Annotated in this window: 18 protein-coding genes; 4 read left to right on the plus strand and 14 right to left on the minus strand. The window is 38.2% G+C overall.

Annotated features, from left to right (window positions below; genetic code table 11):
• The first annotated feature begins 3 nt into the window (after positions 1–3).
• The 4 genes from ABJ974_RS00250 to ABJ974_RS00265 all read left to right on the plus strand — a co-directional run bounded on the left by ABJ974_RS00250 (position 4) and on the right by ABJ974_RS00265 (position 2,787).
• Positions 4–996, plus strand: a complete 993-nt coding sequence (locus ABJ974_RS00250) for an endonuclease/exonuclease/phosphatase family protein (RefSeq protein ID WP_419869395.1) — start codon at positions 4–6, stop codon at positions 994–996.
• Positions 997–1,070: 74 nt separating this feature from the next.
• Complete coding sequence (locus ABJ974_RS00255; RefSeq protein WP_419869396.1) at positions 1,071–2,048, plus strand: endonuclease/exonuclease/phosphatase family protein; 978 nt, start codon at positions 1,071–1,073, stop codon at positions 2,046–2,048.
• A 4-nt stretch (positions 2,049–2,052) separates the two neighbouring features.
• Positions 2,053–2,382: a hypothetical protein gene (locus tag ABJ974_RS00260; protein ID WP_419869397.1), complete on the plus strand. Its 330-nt coding sequence runs from the start codon at positions 2,053–2,055 to the stop codon at positions 2,380–2,382.
• 27 nt (positions 2,383–2,409) lie between these two features.
• Positions 2,410–2,787 carry a hypothetical protein gene (locus ABJ974_RS00265; RefSeq protein WP_419869398.1) on the plus strand — a complete coding sequence of 126 codons (378 nt, stop codon included), beginning with the start codon at positions 2,410–2,412 and terminating at the stop codon, positions 2,785–2,787.
• 29 nt (positions 2,788–2,816) lie between these two features.
• Here the strand turns inward: ABJ974_RS00265 and ABJ974_RS00270 are convergent, their stop codons facing one another.
• The 14 genes from ABJ974_RS00270 to ABJ974_RS00335 form a co-directional block, all read right to left on the minus strand.
• Positions 2,817–4,331, minus strand: a complete 1,515-nt coding sequence (locus tag ABJ974_RS00270) for a GH3 auxin-responsive promoter family protein (protein ID WP_419869399.1) — start codon at positions 4,329–4,331, stop codon at positions 2,817–2,819.
• A gap of 108 nt (positions 4,332–4,439) precedes the next feature.
• Positions 4,440–4,850 carry a BrxA/BrxB family bacilliredoxin gene (locus ABJ974_RS00275; RefSeq protein WP_419869400.1) on the minus strand — a complete coding sequence of 137 codons (411 nt, stop codon included), beginning with the start codon at positions 4,848–4,850 and terminating at the stop codon, positions 4,440–4,442.
• A gap of 383 nt (positions 4,851–5,233) precedes the next feature.
• Positions 5,234–5,680 (minus strand): GatB/YqeY domain-containing protein, encoded by a 447-nt coding sequence (locus ABJ974_RS00280; RefSeq protein ID WP_419869401.1) that lies wholly within the window; start codon positions 5,678–5,680, stop codon positions 5,234–5,236.
• A gap of 79 nt (positions 5,681–5,759) precedes the next feature.
• Positions 5,760–7,634: a cell division protein FtsZ gene (ftsZ, locus tag ABJ974_RS00285; RefSeq protein ID WP_419869402.1), complete on the minus strand. Its 1,875-nt coding sequence runs from the start codon at positions 7,632–7,634 to the stop codon at positions 5,760–5,762.
• Positions 7,635–7,649: 15 nt separating this feature from the next.
• Entirely contained in the window at positions 7,650–9,026 is a 1,377-nt protein-coding gene (gene ftsA / locus ABJ974_RS00290; RefSeq protein ID WP_419869403.1) for a cell division protein FtsA, read from the minus strand.
• 27 nt (positions 9,027–9,053) lie between these two features.
• A complete protein-coding gene (locus tag ABJ974_RS00295) occupies positions 9,054–9,971 on the minus strand; it encodes a cell division protein FtsQ/DivIB (RefSeq protein WP_419869404.1) in 918 nt (305 codons plus the stop codon).
• Positions 9,972–9,981: 10 nt separating this feature from the next.
• Positions 9,982–11,346, minus strand: a complete 1,365-nt coding sequence (gene murC, locus ABJ974_RS00300) for a UDP-N-acetylmuramate--L-alanine ligase (protein ID WP_419869405.1) — start codon at positions 11,344–11,346, stop codon at positions 9,982–9,984.
• 3 nt (positions 11,347–11,349) lie between these two features.
• Positions 11,350–12,450, minus strand: a complete 1,101-nt coding sequence (gene murG / locus ABJ974_RS00305; protein WP_419869406.1) for an undecaprenyldiphospho-muramoylpentapeptide beta-N-acetylglucosaminyltransferase — start codon at positions 12,448–12,450, stop codon at positions 11,350–11,352.
• A gap of 10 nt (positions 12,451–12,460) precedes the next feature.
• A complete protein-coding gene (locus ABJ974_RS00310; RefSeq protein WP_419869407.1) occupies positions 12,461–13,699 on the minus strand; it encodes an FtsW/RodA/SpoVE family cell cycle protein in 1,239 nt (412 codons plus the stop codon).
• 82 nt (positions 13,700–13,781) lie between these two features.
• Positions 13,782–15,113, minus strand: a complete 1,332-nt coding sequence (gene murD, locus ABJ974_RS00315; protein WP_419869408.1) for a UDP-N-acetylmuramoyl-L-alanine--D-glutamate ligase — start codon at positions 15,111–15,113, stop codon at positions 13,782–13,784.
• Between the two features lie 59 nt (positions 15,114–15,172).
• Complete coding sequence (gene mraY, locus ABJ974_RS00320) at positions 15,173–16,414, minus strand: phospho-N-acetylmuramoyl-pentapeptide-transferase (protein ID WP_419869409.1); 1,242 nt, start codon at positions 16,412–16,414, stop codon at positions 15,173–15,175.
• A gap of 32 nt (positions 16,415–16,446) precedes the next feature.
• Positions 16,447–17,907, minus strand: coding sequence for a UDP-N-acetylmuramoyl-L-alanyl-D-glutamate--2,6-diaminopimelate ligase (locus tag ABJ974_RS00325; protein WP_419869410.1), 1,461 nt, complete (start codon positions 17,905–17,907; stop codon positions 16,447–16,449).
• An 18-nt stretch (positions 17,908–17,925) separates the two neighbouring features.
• Complete coding sequence (locus ABJ974_RS00330) at positions 17,926–19,914, minus strand: penicillin-binding transpeptidase domain-containing protein (RefSeq protein ID WP_419869411.1); 1,989 nt, start codon at positions 19,912–19,914, stop codon at positions 17,926–17,928.
• Entirely contained in the window at positions 19,898–20,263 is a 366-nt protein-coding gene (locus ABJ974_RS00335) for an FtsL-like putative cell division protein (protein WP_292011035.1), read from the minus strand. Before ABJ974_RS00335 ends, ABJ974_RS00330 begins: the two co-directional genes overlap by 17 nt.
• Positions 20,264–20,296: the final 33 nt, after the last annotated feature.

The raw sequence follows: 20,296 nt of genomic DNA on the forward strand, positions 1-20,296 counted from the left end.
TTCGTGAAAATTTTTCGTCTCATACTTTTTTTTCTGCATATAGGGATTGGCGTTCTTTTACTAGGAACCCTGCTGAATGCCTATATCCTTCCCAAAGTATTTCCCTGGGTCAATCTTCTTTCCCTTGGATTTCCCATTCTTATAATAGCCTATTTTTTATTAACGCTTTTCTGGATCTTTACATGGAAAAAAAGGGCTGTTTTCTTCCTTCTTCTGGGACTGGCTTTTATCACTCCTGTTAAAAGATGGATAAATTATTCCTCTGATTCCAAATCAAGCTCTAACTTTAAAGTGCTTACCTTCAATGTAAAAGGAGGGCATTCCGGAAAAGAAAATATAGAACGTTATATCAATTCCCAACAGGCAGATGTAGTAATGCTTCAGGAAGACGGAATGAAAGAATTTGATTTTGACGGACTTAAAGGAGGACGGAAAATTGCTAACGTTTCCCTTTATACAAAACATAAAATTATTGATCAGAAAGACCTTATCATAGGTGATTATGAATGGTTCAATGCCTATGCCCAGCAGACAGACATTGAGATCAATGGCAAAAGATACCGGTTTGTAGCCGCTTACCTTCAGCCTTTTAAGTTTGAGAAAAGCATGATCAAGCTCAATGGAAACAGCGGGGAAGATGAAGAAAAACTGAAAAATATTGTTAAACGGCTGATTCCGACATTCAAAGCTCATCAGGAACAGGTGGAAATTATCAGAAGAGCCATTGACCATTCACCTTACCCGGTATTCGTAGCCGGAGACCTCAATGCAGTTCCTAACTCTTATGAATACTACCATTTGATGGAAGGACTTAAAGATCCTTTTCTTGAGGTAGGTAAGGGAAGTGGTACCAGCTTTCATGATTATAAATTTCCGATCAGAATCGATTATATTTTTACTTCCAAAAATATTGAACCGGTAGATTATAAGGTAGATAGATCCGTGGATTTATCGGATCATTTTCCGGTTATCGGAACCTTTAGATTAGAGCCCTGACTTTGCGGAATTAATCCTGTAAACCGATCTTGGTAAGATTTTTGCTAAGGAAAGGATGGGGTTAAAATTTATTTATGAAAACTAACAAGGTACTGTTGTTTTTCCATATCGGAATAATGGCTTTATTACTGGCAACGTTAGGAAACGCATGGGTTCCGCCCAATTACTTTGGGAAGCTGAACCTTCTTTCTTTATTCTTTCCTTACCTGGTAATTCTGCATCTTATTCTAACTGTAATATGGATCATCAAAAGAAAGAAAATTGCTTTTCTTTTTGTGGCAAGTACCCTTATTTTTTATAACCCTATTAAACGCTGGATAAAAATTTCTCCCCAAAACAATCAAGACAATATTATTAATTGTGATGTTAAAGTATTGACATTCAATGTGCAATACGGCAGTTTCGGATGGAAGAATGTCAAGAAATATATCCTGCGTCAAAATGCTGATATTATTCTGGTTCAGGAAAAAGATACTAACAGGGTAGTGAGAAAAGATCTCGTTAAATATCCCACCGTAAGCCTAAAAACAAAACACAGGATTATAAGACAGCAGGAACTGATCAATGATAAGTCGAATGGTAATTCATTTTATGCAGATATCGATATTAACGGGAAAATTATAAGGGTAGTAAATGTTTACCTGGAACCGTTCAGGCTCAATAAATCTATGTTTGAATTGGGAGGAGTAACAGAAGAGAAGAATAAATTTAATTTTGTGTTTTCCCATTTGATTCCTACTTTCCGAACCCATGAAGACCAGATCCGTAAAATCCGGAGAGTAATTGATAATTCGCCTTATCCGGTGATCCTGGCAGGGGATTTTAATTCGGTACCCAACTCCTATGAGTATTATAATCTGGGGAAAAACCTTGATGATGCCTTTGTAAAAGCAGGGAATGGTACCTCCACCAGCTTTCATGATTATGGACTTCCGCTCAGAATAGATTATATATTTACCTCAAAATCTATTGTGCCACTCAGTTATAAAGTAGATTATTCCGTAAAATTATCAGATCATTATCCTGTAATTGCAGAATTTCAATTAAATTAGTTCTATGAAAAACATACTGTTTATAGTTTTTGTTTCGTTACTTCTATTGGGAGCCTGTTCCAAAAGGAAAGCAGTAAGCATGGAAGAACATGTGGTAAACCTCCATTACGATACAACGGCTATAGATTCATTTTCACCGGGAGCCATGTCCGTAGATGTGGCAAGGAAGATCAGACAGTCTTCCCCGGAATATCTGGATTCGGTAAAGCAGGCACTAAAGCTTCAGCAGGAAGAAAAACGGCTTAGAGAAGAGCTGGAGAAAGAAAATAAGAAAAAAGAAGAAGAGAAAAATAAAAAAGGTACAGAAGAAAGTACTCCAATACAGACACAATAATTTACTTACTTTAAAAAATATAAAAGAATGAAAAAACAAATTCTAATCGCAGGTATTATTTCGATCGCAGTAGCTTCATGCTCAAAATCTACAAAAACAGAAAGCGTGGAAAATCCTGACGGATCGGTTACAACAACTACAACAACTGTTACACAAGGTCCTGAGGATATTATTGACAGTACAAAAATCGACAAGGCCAGAGAGGATGTGAAGGCTAAAGTGGATGAAGCGGGTAATAAAATAGATGAGGTGACCCAAAAAACAAAAGAAGACCTCAATAAGGCCGGAAAGGATATTAAGAAAGGAGCTCAGGAAGTGGGGCAGGATGTAAAAGATGCAGCAGCAAAAGGAGCAGGGAAAATAGAAGAAGGAGCTAAAAAACTTAAAGAAGATTTAAAAAACTAAGGAGAAAGCGCAGAATATTCTGCGCTTTTTTATTTATTCATTTCCAAAAGAGGATCTATATACTCGCGGTCATTGCTTAATCTAGGCACCTTATTTTGGCCTCCCAGTTTTCCTTTGCCCTCCAACCAGTGATAGAACAGGTTAGGCTTGGCAATATGCACGATCGGCCTTTTTAAAGTAATATTGTTATACCGCTTCGCTTCATAATCGGAATTAACGGCTTTTAGACTGTTGTCAAAATGAGTAATGAAGGATTCAATATCCGAAGGTTCTTTACTGAACTCAAATATCCATTCATGGGCCCCGCTTTCATTTTCCTTCATAAAAACAGGAGCACCTGTAAAATCTGTGATGGAAGAATCCGTTTCCTTACAGGCTTTCAGTAATGCGCTTTCCACATTGGTGATCATTAATTCCTCTCCAAATGCATTGATATAATGTTTCGTTCTTCCTGATATTTTGATACGGAAAGGATTGGTGGAAGTAAAGATAACCGTATCCCCGATTAAATATCTCCAAAGTCCTCCGTTTGTCGTGATTACCATCGCGTAATTTTTTCCAACTTCTACATCTTCCAGGTTCACAACCTTTGCATCAGAGCAATGGAGCTGCTCCATGGGAATAAATTCGTAGAAGATTCCGTAATCTAGCATGAGAAGCATTTCATCACTGTCCGATCTGTCCTGAATACCAAAAAACCCTTCGGAAGCATTATAGATCTCATAATAGTTGATGTTCTTCCCTATAATGTGCTTGTACTCTTCCCTGTAAGGCTTAAAGCTGATTCCTCCATGGAAGAATACCTCCAGGTTGGGCCATAGTTCCGAAATACTGTTCAGACCCGTTTCATTGATAATTCTTCTCAACAGAACCATCATCCAGCTGGGTACTCCCAGAAGACTTCCCACATCTTCATTTTTAACTTCCGAAACAATAGCTTTAAGCTTACTTTCCCATTCGGACATTAAGGAAACTTTTTTGCTCGGGGTAGTGGTAATTTCCACCCAGAAAGGAAGATTATCAATTAAAATGGCGGAAAGATCCCCGAATTTGGTATTAAAGTCGGCATAGAGTTCCGAGCTTCCTCCCAGACGGAGATTTTTATTGGTGAAAAGCTGGTTTTCAGGATGGTTGTTGGCATATATCGAAACCATATCTTTTCCGGCTTTCATGTGGCAATATTCCAGGCTTTCACTGGAAATAGGAATGAATTTACTTTTAGCGTTAGTGGTTCCGGAAGATTTGGCGAAATGTTTAATATATCCCGGCCAGCTGACGTCTTTGTGCCCCTGCCTGGCCCTTTCGATATAAGGCTCAAAATCTTCATAGCAAACTATAGGAACCTTATTTTTAAAATCCTGATAGCTTGAAATGGAATTAAAACCATGCTTTCTGCCATATTCGGTGTCTTCGGCATGAAACAGTTGGGAAAATAAAATTCCTTTTTGTGTTTCAATAGGATGGTTCATAAAATTCTGTATCTGATCTATTCGTTGGCGAATAAACCAGTTTACCACAGTATTGAAAAGCGCTTTCGTTGCCATTTCCAAATATAACAATAATTGTTTTTTCTGGGAACTTTTTTATTATGATAAATAAAAGCCCGTTACATGATTTTGCAACGGGCTTTTTTAAAATTTGTAAGTACTATTTTAACAGTATTCATCATAAGCTGCCTGTAAGTTAGCAGCAATTGCTCCGGCAGGATTACCTTCGATATGATGTCTTTCCAGCATGTGTACTAATTCTCCATCCTTGAAAAGGGCCACACAAGGAGAGCTCGGTGGAAATGGAGCTAAATGCTTTCTTGCCTCAGAAACAGCGTCGTTATCATACCCTGCAAAAACAGTAGTAAGATGATCCGGTTTCTTATCCCCTGTTAATGAGTATACCACTCCGGGTCTTGCAGCACCTGCAGCACAACCACAAACTGAATTAATTACCAATAAGGTGGTTCCTGTCTGCTTTAATGCTTCTGTAACCTGTTCCGGAGTTGTAAGGTCTTCAAAACCTTTATCTGTAAGCTCAGCCTTCATAGGCATTACTAAATCTGTTGGATACATATTTATTTTGTTTTAATATACAAAGTTAAGCAATTCTATACTTCTCATCAATATAAAAAAACTATTAATTAATTTGGAAAACATAATGAAAAAACAACTACACTTAGTTATTTAATAATATAATTTTACTTTTTTTAGTATATATATATTATTTATTAAAAAAAATTATTAAATTTGAAATGATTCTAAAAACGAATTAACCATGAAAAAAACTTTTTAATTCCCTCATGTTCTTAACATACCTATTTTCTATTTATAATAATAGATAAATAGCCAAGGTTGGGATGTGTACAAAAAATGAAGTCCGGAACAAATCTGTTCCGGACTTCTTTAATCAAATCGATATGCAAAGGTTGAATATCCTTATTCAGGCTTTATTATCTTCATGAAAGAAGTTTTTTAGCCATTTCGGAAATACTTTTTCCGTCTGATTTTCCGGCAAGTGCCTTAGAAGCAATTCCCATTACTTTTCCTAAATCTTTAATAGATTCAGCACCCGCTTCGGAAATAATATTCTTGATTTCAGTTTCCAGTTCTTCCACAGAAAGCTGTTTCGGCAGAAACTTTTCGATCACTTTCATCTGAGCCTCTTCCACTTCTGCTAAGTCGGCTCTTCCCTGTGCGGTAAACTGCTCATAAGAGTCCTTACGCTGCTTGATCATTCTTTGCACGATGGCAATTTCCTGTTCAGCAGAAACTTCAGCACCTTTTGCCTCCGTTTTTAAAAGCAGGATTTGAGACTTTACAGCACGGAGAGAATCCAAAGCTACTTTGTCTTTCTCTTTCATGGCTGTTTTTATCGCGTCGTTTATAGTGTTTTCTAAACTCATTTTATTATGATTTGTATTAATGTAAGATGTAAAAGTATTAATGACTTTACATGTTCGATGTTCAATACAATAATGCGTTTTAATCTACATCTTTATTTAAAAATCTGTTTTCTCTCACTTCCATAGAACCATTATTATCAGACAGGTAAGTGTTGATGTTCTGATCCGAAGCATTATTTCCGTCTATGGAAATATTTTTTCTTTTGAAAGCCGGAATAGATTCAAATTCATTCGTATTATCAAAGCTCTGATAACGGGAATTAAATTCCTTTAATTTATTTCTTCTTTCCATAACCCTGTCGTCCGTGGATGTTTTATCAACAAATGTAAATTCGCTTGCTGGGTTTTGCGGAGCTTCAGGTTCCTTTTTGTTTTCGATAGAAGGTCTTTCCTCTGCTTTAGGTTCCTCTTTTGCAGGCTCAAAAAAACTTTGAGGTTTCTGAACGGGCTCTTTAGGTGCTTCCGGCTCTGATGCTGGCATCTCAGCTTTAGTCTCCTGGATGGGCTCATTTACAAAGAAACTGAATTCAATAGGCTTCTCTTCCTCAAAAGATCCTGTTTGAGCTTTAGGTTCTTCTTTCTTTTCCTCCGTATCAAAAGAGAAAGACTGAATTTCCAGATCATTGGCATCTTCCTCATCGTAAGAGAATAAATTATAAGCATCCTCTTGTGGTGATTCTCCGTCTTCTCTCCAATCCTGAACAGGACTATCCGCATTATCCCTTTCAAAGAAATTAATTTCTGTTTTTACGTCTTCTTCAATAACCATTTTTCTTTCAGAAGAAGTTACGCTGAACTGAGGGCTGTTATTATCCTCATCATCCAATCTGAAAAGACTTTTTCCGGTAGTATTATACCCATCGGAGGAAGCTTCTCTTTCTTCTCTTGTTTTAAATGGAGACGCTTTTGGAGTTTCCAGGCTGTCGTTCAGGCTTATTTTTATTTTTTCGGTAGGACCTGCAAATTTTTGGTGGTCTTTTGCGAAACCTGTTGCGATTACAAGAACACTTACAGCATCACCAAGCTCTTCATCACTTCCCACCCCGAAGATAATGTCCGCAGTGTTTCCTGCTTCCTTCTGGATATGATCCATGATAATACCTATTTCATCCATGGTTACTTCTTCAGCACCACTTCTGATCAGTAATAATACATTTTTGGCTCCGGTAATTTTATTGTCATTCAACAATGGGGAATCAAGGGCTTTTTTAACAGCTTCTTCCGCTTTGTTTTCTCCGGAAGCCGTACCTGTTGACATAAGAGCCGTACCTGAATTTTGTAGTACGGATTTAGCATCTCTAAAGTCAATGTTTACGTCAAAGTAACCGGTGATAACTTCTGCCATTCCTTTCGCAGCATTGGTTAATACTTCATCGGCTTTGGAGAATCCCTGCTTAAATCCAAGGTTTCCGAATTGCTGTCTTAGCTTATCATTGTTGATTACGATAAGGGAATCTACATTATTTCTGAGTTTATCCAAACCGTTTTCAGCTTGTTCCAGCCTTCTTTTTCCTTCGAAGCTAAAAGGAACAGTAACAATACCTACGGTGAGAATTCCCATATCTTTGGCTACCTTGGCAATGACAGGAGCAGCACCTGTTCCGGTTCCACCCCCCATTCCGGCGGTGATAAAAACCATTTTGGTGTTCTGTCCCATAGAGGCTTTGATCTCTTCGATACTTTCGATCGCTGCTTTTTCTCCTACTTCAGGATCTGCACCGGCACCAAGTCCTTCCGTCATGGTAACTCCCAGCTGAACTTTATTAGAAACAGGATTATTATCAAGTGTCTGGGCATCTGTATTGCAAATAACGAAATCCACCCCATGAATACCTCTTTCGTACATGTGCTTCAATGCGTTATTTCCACCACCCCCTACACCAATTACTTTTATAATTGAGGAATTTCCTTTTGGTAAGTCAAAGGAAAATCCCTGTGTTCCTATGTTTTCCATAATTTCTGTATTTTACTATTCTACTTCTTCAAAGAATTTTTTTACTTTCTCCATCAAAGACTGTCCGAATGTCAGCTTTGATCTTTTGTTTTCTGCGCGTTCCACCGGTTCTGTTTCCTGAACAGGTGCCTGTGGAGCAGCTACTGTGCCGGTTTCGGCTGCATTGGTAGTTTCCTGCTGTGAAGCTGGTTCCGGTGCAGGCTCTTCCGTATTGATGGCCTGTTTTTTATCACGGATTTTTAAACTTTCCATGAGCAACCCGATAGAGGTAGCAAACTCGGGACCTTTTAGATATTGGTTTTTGTCATTGGCAATATACTCATTGGCAAAACCTATTCTGCTGTCGAATCCTGTTGTATAGTTGGCTAGCTGACGAAGGTGCTTCAGGTTGGATCCACCACCTGTAAGAACAATTCCTGCGATTAGTTTTTTCTTTTGTTCAAAGGCTCCGTATGCTTTCAGTTCCGTATTCACCATCTCAAGGATTTCCTCTACCCTGGCATTAATGATCTGTGCCAGTGTTTTAAGGGAGATCTCTTTATCTGATCTTCCATGCAGTCCCGGAATGGTTACAAAAGTACTGTCTTTTTCCAGTTCGGGAACGGCAGAACCAAATTTTACTTTTAACTGCTCCGCATGCTTTTCAATGATAGAGCATCCTTCTTTGATATCTTCGGTGATAATACCGCCACCATAAGGAATTACACAGGTGTGACGGATAATATTGTCTTTAAATATAGCAATATCGGTAGTTCCGCCCCCAATATCTACAATAGCTACACCCGCTTCTTTTTCTTCTTTAGTTAATACAGCTTCGGAAGAGGCTAAAGGCTCTAATGTCAAAGCTTCCATTTCCAGTCCGGCTTCTCTCACACATCTTGCAATGTTCCTGATACTTCCCATTTGCCCTACTACGACATGGAAATTGGCTTCCAGCCTTTTTCCGTGCATTCCGATAGGCTCCTGAATTTCTCCTTCGGAATCCACTTTATATTCTTGAGGAAGAACATGGATTATTTCTTCGCCCGGAAGCATTACCAGTTTTTTCACCTGATCTTTTAATGCTTCAATGTCATCGTCTGTAATGAATTTATCAGGGGTTTCACGCATAATATAATCGGAGTGTTGCAGGGAACGGATATGTTTTCCTGCTATACCTACCGTTACTTTGCGGATAGGCACACCCGAGCTGGACTGTGCTTCTGCAACAGCAGCTTTGATAGAATTAATGGTCTGTGAAATATTATTCACGATCCCTTTGTGAACCCCAAGACTTTTGGCCTTCCCTACACCGAGAATTTCTATTTTCCCGTGTGTATTCCTTCTGCCGACAATCGCAACAATCTTTGTTGTTCCGATGTCCAGACCTACTGAATACTCTTGATTTTCCATTTGTTATATCGATTTGATTTTCTTATTCTATTTTGACTTTGCTTTAGGCTTTGTAGCCGTTTTCTTCTCTGTTGTTTTCTTAGTTTCTTTTTTTGGGCTCGTAGTTTTTGGTTTTGTTGTAGTGGAAGATTTGGTTTTTGTTTTATTTTCTGTTGAAGGTTTTGCGGGAATTTTTGCAACTTCTTTACGTCCTACCTGCAAAATACTGTCGTTTTCTTTCAGTCTCGGATTAAGTGTTGTAACGATCTGGTTCTGATACTTTACAGAAATTTTGCTGTATTTCTGCGGATCCTGATATACCAGATATTTTTCTACAAATGCTTTAAATCCTTTTACTTTAAAATCAATATTATCTAAATCTCCAATTTCAACTTTATAGCTTCCTTCGCTGGTGAGAAGGTTATAATTATCCTTTTCTTTTGAAACCCCGATGAAATATTTTTTACTGAAATCATCTTTGTTGATTTTTTCAATCAGCTCCACCAGTTTTTCATATTCGGAAGGCTTTACATTTCCGGTAACAAGCATACATGGATGGGAGTAGGTTCTGGAAATGGGAAATTCAATTCCTTTTTCATCCACATATATATCTTTTCCGTTGGTATTTAATCTGAATACGGGTACACGCTGCCTGATATCGAGGTTAAGCTTTCCGTTTAAGTTTAAATATACATTAGCACTGTCCACTGCCGGCATAGCATTGATTTTCTTTTCAAGAGCAGGAATGTTCAGGGTTCCTACTTTGCCGGAAGGGTTTTCTTTTTTAACGATATCCCGGATATCTTTCTCATCAATAAAATAAACCGGACTTTTCTCATTCATTTTTACAGAAATCTTACCGTCCGTAATTTCCTGATTGCTAAATCTCTTCAAAGAGAAACTTAGTAAAAATCCAAGGATGATTACGGTAACAACAATTTTTAATATTCTGTACTTATTCTTCATTACTTAAAACCTATTGATTATCTTCATTCAACCATTGGCAAACAGGATCATATAGTGTATCTATATTTCCTGCTCCCACGGTAAGAAGGATATCAAATTCTTTTTCTTTTATCTTTCCGAAAGCATCTGCTAACGTGGACACTTCTTTTTTATCTAAATTAATTTTTTTCAGCAGCCAGTCTGAGGTAATTCCCTCGAAATTTTCCTGAAGTTCTCTTGCCGGATATATATCCAGTAAGATCAATTCATCAGACTTGCTTAAGCTTTCCGCAAATCCATCTGCAAAATCCCTTGTTCTGCTGAATAGATGTGGCTGGAAGGCTACCAATAATTTTTTATCCGGGTAAAATGTTTTTATTGATCCCATCACGGCATTGATTTCCGTAGGATGGTGTGCGTAATCGTCTATATAAATTTTACCGTTTTTATAAATATGTTTGGTATATCTTCTTTTTATTCCTTTAAAGCAGGCAATTCCTTTTTTAAGGGTTTCAAAGTCTATTCCCAGGCTGTGGAGGATGGCGATGGCCACCGTGGCATTTTCTACATTATGGATACCGGGTATTTCCCAGACAAAATCCTTTATAGTTTCAGTAGGCGTATGAAAGTCAAAATAAATTTTATCATAATCCATACGAAGGTTATCGGAATAAAAATCTGCCTTCTCATTCACCGCGTAGGTCCTGTGATCTCTGCCTATTTCAATTCCTTTTCTTACAAATAAATGTTGATTTTCAGGAACTAATGAAGCAAATTGCCGGAATCCTTCTTCAATATGGCTTTTGTCTCCATAAATATCCAAATGATCGGCATCTGTGGAAGTAATAACGGCCCAGTCCGGTGAAAGGTTCAGGAAGCTTCTGTCATATTCGTCTGCTTCTACTACGGAATACTGCGAACCGTTATACAAAAAGTTGGATCTGAAATTTTCAGAAATTCCTCCCAGGAAACAGGAAAACGGCATGTCCGCCTCTTTACAAAGGTGGGAAACCAGAGTAGAGGTAGTTGTTTTGCCATGAGTCCCTGCAACGGCAATACATTCTGTATTTTCGGTGATAAGTCCGAGTACCTTTGCCCGCTTTAATACCTTAAAATCATTTTGATGGAAGTAATCTAAAATCCCCAGTGTTTTAATGGCGGGAGTATAAATTACCAACGTCTTATCCTGTTGAAGGGATGTAATTTTATCATCAATGAGATCTTCAAAAACAATATCAATTCCTTCTTTCATCAGCTCGCGAGTAAGCTTGGTATTGGTTTTATCATACCCCAATACTTTTTTTCCTGATGCATTAAAATAACGCGCCAGGGCACTCATACCGATACCTCCGATGCCTACGAAGTAAAAAGTCTGATATGTTTCTAAAGTATTCATTTTTTATTTCATTAATTTAATTATTTCATCCACAATTTCTTTTGCAGCATGTGGCTTGGCAAAATATTCCAGGTTTTGGGACATTTCTTTACGAAGGTCTTCGCTATTACAGATTTCTTCGAGTGTGCTCCAGAACTTTTCTCCCATTTCGGAATCTTTTACCATTCTTGCAGCATTCTTTTCTACCAGGTTCATTGCATTTTTGGTCTGATGATCTTCGGCTGCAAACGGAAACGGAACCAGAATGACAGGTTTTTGTGCAACTGCCAGTTCTGAAATGGCAATGGCTCCTGCCCTGGAAACGATAATATCTGCTGCGGAATAAGCTGCTTCCATATTTTTGATAAACTCAACGATCTTGATATTCCGGTGGGAAAGATGTTTTGTTTCTTCCATGATATCCTGATAATCGAGTTTACCTGTTTGCCAGATCAACTGGTAGTCTTTATCTATAATCTCATTTAAGTGAGATCTCCATGCATTATTCAGAGTTCGGGACCCTAATGAACCTCCTACGGAAAGAATAGTAAGCTTGTCTTTATCCAGCACTATTTTTTCTTTGGCTTTAGCGGTTTCTTCCATTCCGGAAACAATATTCTCACGGATAGGATTTCCCAGAAACTTTATTTTTTCAGCAGGAAACCCTTCTACTTTTGGATAGGCCGTAAACACGGCTTTTGCTTTCTTGCTTAAAATTTTATTGGTAACACCCGCATATGCGTTTTGCTCCTGAATGAAGATCGGGATTCCCAATTTACTGGCTTCATATAATGCGGGGCCGCTGGCAAAACCTCCTGTTCCTATTGCGATATCCGGATTGAAATCTTTAATAATCTTCTTTGATCTGGAAAGACTTTTCAATACTTTGAACGGCAGTCCCAGATTGGACAGGATATTCCCCCTGTTGATTCCGGCGATATCAATTCCTTCAATTTTATAACCGGCCTGGGGAACTTTTTCCATTTCCATTTTACCGTTGGCACCAATGAACAAAAATTCTGCATCAGGAAATCTTTTTTTGATTTCGTCTGCAATAGCGATGGCAGGAAAAATATGTCCTCCTGTTCCTCCGCCTGATAATAATATTTTTAATTTTTTGCTCATTGTTTAGTGTTTATGCAATATCGTTTATTTCTGCAACGCTCTGTTTTTTACCCATTCCTTCTTCATCATATATCTGTATTCTCGAGCTTATGTTGAGTATAATTCCTAACTGTATATAAGTTACCAGCATGGAGGTTCCCCCATAACTGATTAAAGGTAGCGGCTGCCCTGTTACAGGAATCAGGTTCACGGCAACGGCTATGTTTACCGCCAGCTGTATAAAAATCATAATTCCGAGACTGAGGACGAGCAGGGAGCCGAAAAAGGCGGGCATCTTACTGGCAATCATCACGATCCGTATGACCATGATAAAATACATACTGATGAGGAATATAGCTCCGAATAATCCGTATTCCTCCACGATAACAGCGAAGATAAAATCGGATGCAGATTGAGGAAGCATTTGCTTTAAGGCGCTTTTTCCAGGACCCATTCCTGTAATACCCCCGTGTACAATGGCGGCTTTTGCCTGCATTACCTGATAATTTTTGGCTTTTATGCTTTCGTCGTCTACATCTGCTGATTTCGCTTTGCTGGAAGTAAAGGTCTCAATACGGCTCATCCACGTATGTACCCTGTTTCCTCCGATGAGGTTGGTATTTAATGCTACCAGTAAAAACAGGACAATGGCTACAAAGGATGATGAAATAAATCCTGCGATATATTTCCAGTGCAGCTGCCCGATAACCAAAACGATAACCGAAACCATTAATATCATTAAAGCTGTTGAACCGTTGTCTTTAGCTACTAATACAAATACGAGCAGGATAGGTCCGAATATGTAAATGATATTTTCAATCGGGAGTCTCTCTCTCGTAATCTTTTTAGTCAGGTATCGGCACAGATAGATGATCAGCATCAGGAAAGCAAATGATGAAGGCTGAAATGAAATAGGGGTTCCCGGGATCTTCAGCCACCTTGAGGCACTCGCTCCGTCGATGGTTTGTCCTGTAAACATGGTGATGATCAGCAAAATGATCATAAGGCTAAGCATGATGCTGCTCAGTTTTCCTATGTATTCATATTTGATGGTTCCTACCAGTCTCATAATTACCAATCCCAAGATCACAAAGAACATGTGTTTGATAACGTGACCGGTAGTAGTCCCGTTATTAACAATGTATTCCAAATTTGAACTTGCTGAATATACAGGGAAGATAGAGAAGATGGAGATTACAAGAATGACCATCCAAAGTACTTTATCGCCCTTTAGAAATTCAAATCTGCTTTCTGTTTCCTGTTCGTTCATAATATTGTATTCGTGTACTGATGTATAATGTATTTATGAAATGTTTAGATATTGTCATTAATACTTTGATACATTCATACTTTTACTCATTCTTTAATACCTGCTCTTTAAACTGTCGGCCTCTGTCCTCATAGCTTTTAAAGAGATCAAAACTTGCACAGCATGGGGATAGTAAAACGGTATCTCCATTTTTGGCAATAGATTTTGATATGCTAATCGCCTGTTCCATACTGGAAGTATCATAGATGAATTCTTTTTTATCTTTAAAGAAGTCTATGATTTTTTTGTTGTCAATTCCCAGGCAGACGATCGCTTTTACTTTTCTTTTTACTAAATCTTCAATTTCAGAATAATCATTTCCTTTATCCTGTCCGCCTACGATCCATACGGTAGGCGTTTTCATGCTTTCCAACGCATAATACGTTGCATTTACATTGGTAGCTTTACTGTCATTAATGTATTTAACTCCGTCAATTTCAGTAACAAATTCCAGTCTGTGTTCTACTGCCTGAAAGGTCATTAATGAATTTCTGATGCCTTCATTATTGATTTCCAGTATTTTACCGGCAATAGATGCAGCCAGGCTGTTGGCTACGTTATGGTTTCCTAAAAGTGATAATTCTTCAATTTTCATAGAGAATTCCTCTTTCAGTTTTACCACAATTTTATTATTGTCTATAAACCCTCCTTCAGCTAATTTTTCCTTGGTCGAGAAGGGAATCATTTTGGCTCTTACTTCGAGTTTCTCAAGGATGGTTTTACTCATTTCATCATCTTTATTATAAATGAAGAAATTGTAATTCTCCTGGTTTTCTGTGATCCTGAATTTTGCTAAGGCATATTCTTCATAATTATAATTATACTGATCCAGATGATCCTGAGAAAGGTTCAGCAATAATGAAATATAGGGCCTGAAGTTTTGGATGTCATCCAGCTGGAATGAGCTGACCTCCAGTACATAATATTCATAGTTTTCATCGGCAACCTGCTTCGCAAAGCTATATCCTATATTTCCGCCTAATCCTACATTCATTCCGTCATTTTTCAGGATGTAGTAGATCAGGGATGTTGTTGTTGTTTTTCCGTTACTACCGGTTATGGCAATGATTTTCGCCTTGGTAAACTCGGAGGCAAATTCAATTTCAGAAGAAAGCCTTATTCCTTTCTGATGAATTTTATAAATGATATCTGCTTTTTTGGGAATCCCCGGGCTTTTTACAATCCAGTCCGCATTTAAAATCCTTTCTTCATCGTGGGTTCCTTCTTCAAAATCAATTTCATTTTCGGTCAGAAACTGCTTATAGCTATCTTTAATGGCACCTTTATCTGAAAGAAATACTTCCAGACCTTTCTTTTTGGCCAAATAAGCAGCACCGCAGCCACTTTCTCCTCCTCCTAAAACAACTATTTTCATATTTTCCTGATTTAATGATTGAAAGTACCGAAAATGGCAACTTTCAATTTTAAAATAATCTATCTCACTTTTAATGTGATTAGGCATACAATCGCCAGCATTACACTAAGGATTATCATTCTGTTTACGATTTTACTTTCGTGAAATCCTTCTTTCTGATAATGGTGATGTAATGGTGACATCTTAAATAATCTATTATTTTGGGCATATTCCAGCCCGTATTTTTTCTTTCTGTATTTGAAAACAGCTACCTGCAGCATTACAGAAATATTTTCTATTAAAAAGATCCCGCATAAAACAGGAATCATTAATTCTTTTCTTAAAATAATGGCCAATACGGCTATTACACCTCCCAGCATTAAGCTTCCCGTATCTCCCATGAATACTTGAGCCGGATATGTGTTGTACCAGAAGAAACCGATGACGGCTCCTACCATGGCGACCGCGAATATGGTGGTTTCTCCCATATTAGGCAGGAACATAATATTGAGGTAGTCGGCAAAAATGATATTTCCCGAGATATAAGCAAAGAAGGCCAGGGTCAGCAATATGACGGCACTGGTTCCGGCTGCAAGGCCATCGATGCCATCGGTGATATTGGCTCCGTTTGAAACTGCGGTTACGATAAAGATAACAATGGGAATGAAAACGACCCAGGCCCATTCATGAGCTTCTTCATCACTCATCCAAAATAATATTCCGCTATAGTCGAACTCATTATTTTTAGCGAAAGGAACGGTAGAAACCGTTATTTTTTCGGTAGGCATAAAGTTTTGCTCTACATTGTTACGGTTAACAACTTTAGCATCCGCATATTTTCTTTTTACCGTAATGTCTGGGTGGAAGTACATGGTAACTCCTACAATGAGTCCCAGACCTACCTGTCCTACAATTTTGAATTTACCGCTTAAGCCGTCTTTATTTTTTTTAATTTTCTTTAAATAATCATCGAGAAACCCGATAGCTCCCATCCATAATACGGAAATGATCAGCAGGACGATATAAACATTTGTTATCCGTGTGAACAGCAATACAGGGATCATTGTTGCCAGTATAATGATAAGTCCCCCCATGGTAGGGGTTCCTTCTTTTTGTTTTTGGCCGTCTAATCCAAGATCACGCACCAGTTCTCCCATTTGTTTGGCTCTCAGGTAATTGATGATTCTTTTACCATATACAAGAGCAATGGTCAGGGAAAGCAGGACCGCCATTCCGGCACGGAAAGAGATATATTTCAACATCCCTAATCCTGGAATGTGGATGCCTTGGCTGGTCAGATATTCATATAGATAGTATAGCATTTTTTCTAATTTAAAATTGAATGGGTATTCTTTTATTTACTCATTAATTTCCACAATTCATTAATTACTTCTTTGTCGTCAAAATGGTGTTTTACGCCATTAATTTCCTGGTAGGTCTCGTGTCCTTTTCCGGCTACCAGGACAATATCTTTGGGTTCTGCGAACTTTATGGCCATTTTAATGGCTTCTTTTCTGTCCGGTATTGAGGTGTATTTGCTGAAGTTCTGAGGTTCAACTCCGGCTTCAATTTCTTTAATGATCTGGGAAGGGTCTTCTGTTCTCGGATTATCGGAAGTGATAATGGCCAAGGTGGACTTTTTGGTGGCAATATTTCCCATTTCAGGTCTTTTGGAGTGGTCCCTGTCTCCCCCACACCCAAATACGGTAATCAGTCTTTCATTTTTGGTTCTGATATCGTTGATACTGTCCAGAATATTTTCCAGAGCATCAGGTGTGTGGGCATAATCTACAATAAAAAAGATTCCCCCATCGGATTTGAAGGTTTCAAATCTTCCCGAAACTCTTTTTAATTTACTGATGGCCTGGAGTATTTCGTCCTGTTCAAATCCCAGCTCTGAAGCAATTCCAAATACAAGCAGCAAATTGTAAACGTTAAACTTGCCGGTAAGTTTAGTCCAGAATTCCTTTCCATTGAAATTCAAAAGCATACCATTGAAATCAACTTCCAGAATTTTTCCGTGGTAATCTGCCATCGTTTTTAAAGCATAAGATTTTTTCTTTGCTTTGGTATTCTGAAGCATTACACTACCGTTTTTGTCATCAATATTGGTAATGGCTATGGCCGTTTCTTCGAGTGTATCAAAAAACCTTTTTTTTGTTTTCAGGTATTCATCAAAGGTTTTATGGTAATCCAAATGATCATGGGTAATATTGGTAAACCCGGCTATATGGAAATGAAGTCCTTCAATTCTGTTTTGGGCAATACCGTGGGAGCTTACTTCCATGAAAGCGTATTCACAACCGGATTCTACTGCTTTTGCCAGAATCTGATTAATGGTGATGATATCTGGTGTGGTATGTGTAGCAGGGATAATTTCTTCCCCGATTCTTATTTCCACTGTTGACAGTAAGGCTGCGGGATATCCCAGGTTTTTAAAAACATCAAACAGGAGAGTGGTAGTGGACGTTTTTCCGTTGGTGCCTGTAACGCCTATTAATTTCAACTGATGGGAAGGGTTTCCATAAAAGTTGGATGCTAAAAGTCCTAAAGTTTTTGATGTGTCTTTTACTTTAATGTAAGTTACGTTTTCATCTAATCTTTCAGGAAATTCTTCACAAACAATTGCTGTGGCTCCTTTTTCTATTGAAGATGCAATAAATGAATGTCCGTCTACCACTGTTCCTCTCATTGCAATATACAGAGAGTTCTCAGTAATCTTTCTGCTGTCAAATACCAATTCGGAAACCTCACGGTCGTTTTGCCCATGGGTTTCGAGAGTCGGAATTCTATTTAATAGTTCAGTTAATTGCATTTTCTTGATGCTTTGATCTTATTGTAGTGATAAATATATTTTCTGGTTTTTACTGATTACAGTGCCTTCCAACGGGAACTGTTCTTTTATTCTGCCGACTCCTTTGTAGTCTACACGGTATCCGAGATTTTCCAGCTGCGGAATTACATTTTTACCGATCAGTCCTACTACGTTAGGCATCTGTTTATTATTTACTGCTATTTTAACATTCGGCTCTACCATTTTGTTGAGGTTTACCTTTTTGTCTACAAGCATTTCTTTTTCTATATTCTGAGGTGTTTTCAGGAAAGTTTTTCCTGCTATTTCCTTAAACACGGGAGCTGAAACTGTTCCTCCGTAAATACCTTTGGAATTATCCGGCTCACTTATCATCACATAACAGGTGTACTTAGGATTGTCTGCGGGATAAAATCCGGCAAATGAGGCCCGGTATTTCATGGGTCCCGGCAGCCAGTATTCAAATCTTGCGGTCCCTGTTTTTCCTGCCATTTTCAGGTTGGGTGTAAATATGCTTCTACCTGTTCCTTTTTCTACGGCTTTTGTAAGCGCATCAGTCATCATATGTATGGCTTTATCGGAAGCCATCTTTTTCACCATTATTTCAGGTTTGGCCTGATATACTACTTTGCCGTCTTTCATTATTTTATCAATGAAAAGAGGTTTGAGCATTTTACCTCTATTAGCAACACCATTATAAAAAGTTGTTAACTGTAATAAATTAATATTGGAAGAATAACCGTAGGAGATGGAAGCTAATGTAGCTGCATTCCATCTTTTATTTTCCGGAGTTACAATTTTGGGTTTGGTAATTCCGGGAAGCTCGATATCCATTTTATCAAACAGTTTCCATCTTTTCAGGTGATCCAGGAAAATCTGAGGTTTATCCGCATAGTATTTGGTGATAAGTTTTGCGGTTCCCACGTTACTGGATTTGGCCAGCACATCACTGATGTCATAGGTTCCTCCGCCGTGTCCGTCTGATATTCTTTGTTTGGCATAGGTCCATACTCCGTTACCGACATTTACAGTTGTATTTTCATCAATGAAGCCATCATCCATTGCTGCAAGCAGGGATATTGTCTTGAAAGTTGAGCCAGGCTCGATATTATCTTTTATAGCATAGTTGTAAGAGTCTTCATATACTCCCGGTTCTATTCTTCTTAGGTTAACCATAGCGCGGACCTTTCCGGTTTCCACTTCCATTACGATAACGGTTCCATGTTTCGCATCAAAGTTAATGAGCTGTTTTTCTAAGGCTGAATGGGCTATATCCTGAATTCTAAGATCGAGAGTGGTATAGACGTCTTCTCCGTCAACGGGTTCCTGTACTTTCCAGTAATCAATAGGTTTCCATTGGCTGGAATTGATTCTTTGCTCGAGACGTTTACCGTCCGTACCGGTTAAATATTTTGAGAAAGCGCCTTCCAGACCGGATTTGAACTCTCCATTATCCATTCCTATTGTACCGGCACCAATTTCGGTAGTGGCCAGCTCTCTTCGGTAGTTTCTGTCTACGATAAAGCCTCCTTTATTTTTTCCTTTTTTAAAGATTGGGAATTTCCGGATTCTATCATATTCATCGAAATCGAGTCCTTTTACCAGTGTATAGTATTGATTTTTTTTCTTTCTCTGTTCGTCAAACTTTTTTCTGAATTCACCTCTGGGCTTCCCGAACATTTTACTGAGGGAATCTGTAAGAGCGCCGATATTATTGCTGTATACGGTATCTTTTATTGTTTTAAAATCCAGATAAATATCGTAGCGCATCACGGTGGTGGCTAAAATAGAGCCGTCGGAAGCATACAAATTTCCTCTGGCGGCTTTTAAAGTAGCTTCGCGGTAATTTTTGTTGATATAATCATCTTTGATTTCCTGAACATTGGTATTTTGAAGAATGACAATTCTTCCCAGGAACAGAACAAATACGCACAAAGCTACCACTGCAAAGAGGTAGCCCCATCTTAACGTTTTTTTACGTTTGTTATCGTATTCATTTTGTTTTTGCATCTGTACTATCCAATTTTATTAGTAGTTTATGAGGGTGGTTTTCTAACGGCATCAATGAGTCTCTTACCACTTCTTTTCCCAATTCAGATTCCATTTTTACTTTGATCAGTTTACTCTGGGCGTAAGCATTCCGGGATTTGTATTCTTCTGTTTCTTCTTTCAGTTCGTTTACAATTTTAATTTTTTTATTGACTAAGTGATTGCTGTAAATCATAGCCATCATCAGCACAAACAGCAATAAAAAATACTTGTAATGTATTTTAATCTCATCGCGGTTCAGGAAATTTCCTTTTATAATATCTATAAAAGTGAGTTTCTTTTGTGGACGATATGTTGTTCTTTTTGCCAATATTCTTTTTTTTACCACCCCGTCAAAAATTTC

This window comes from Chryseobacterium sp. CT-SW4 (assembly GCF_048572715.1).
GTDB lineage: Bacteria > Bacteroidota > Bacteroidia > Flavobacteriales > Weeksellaceae > Chryseobacterium.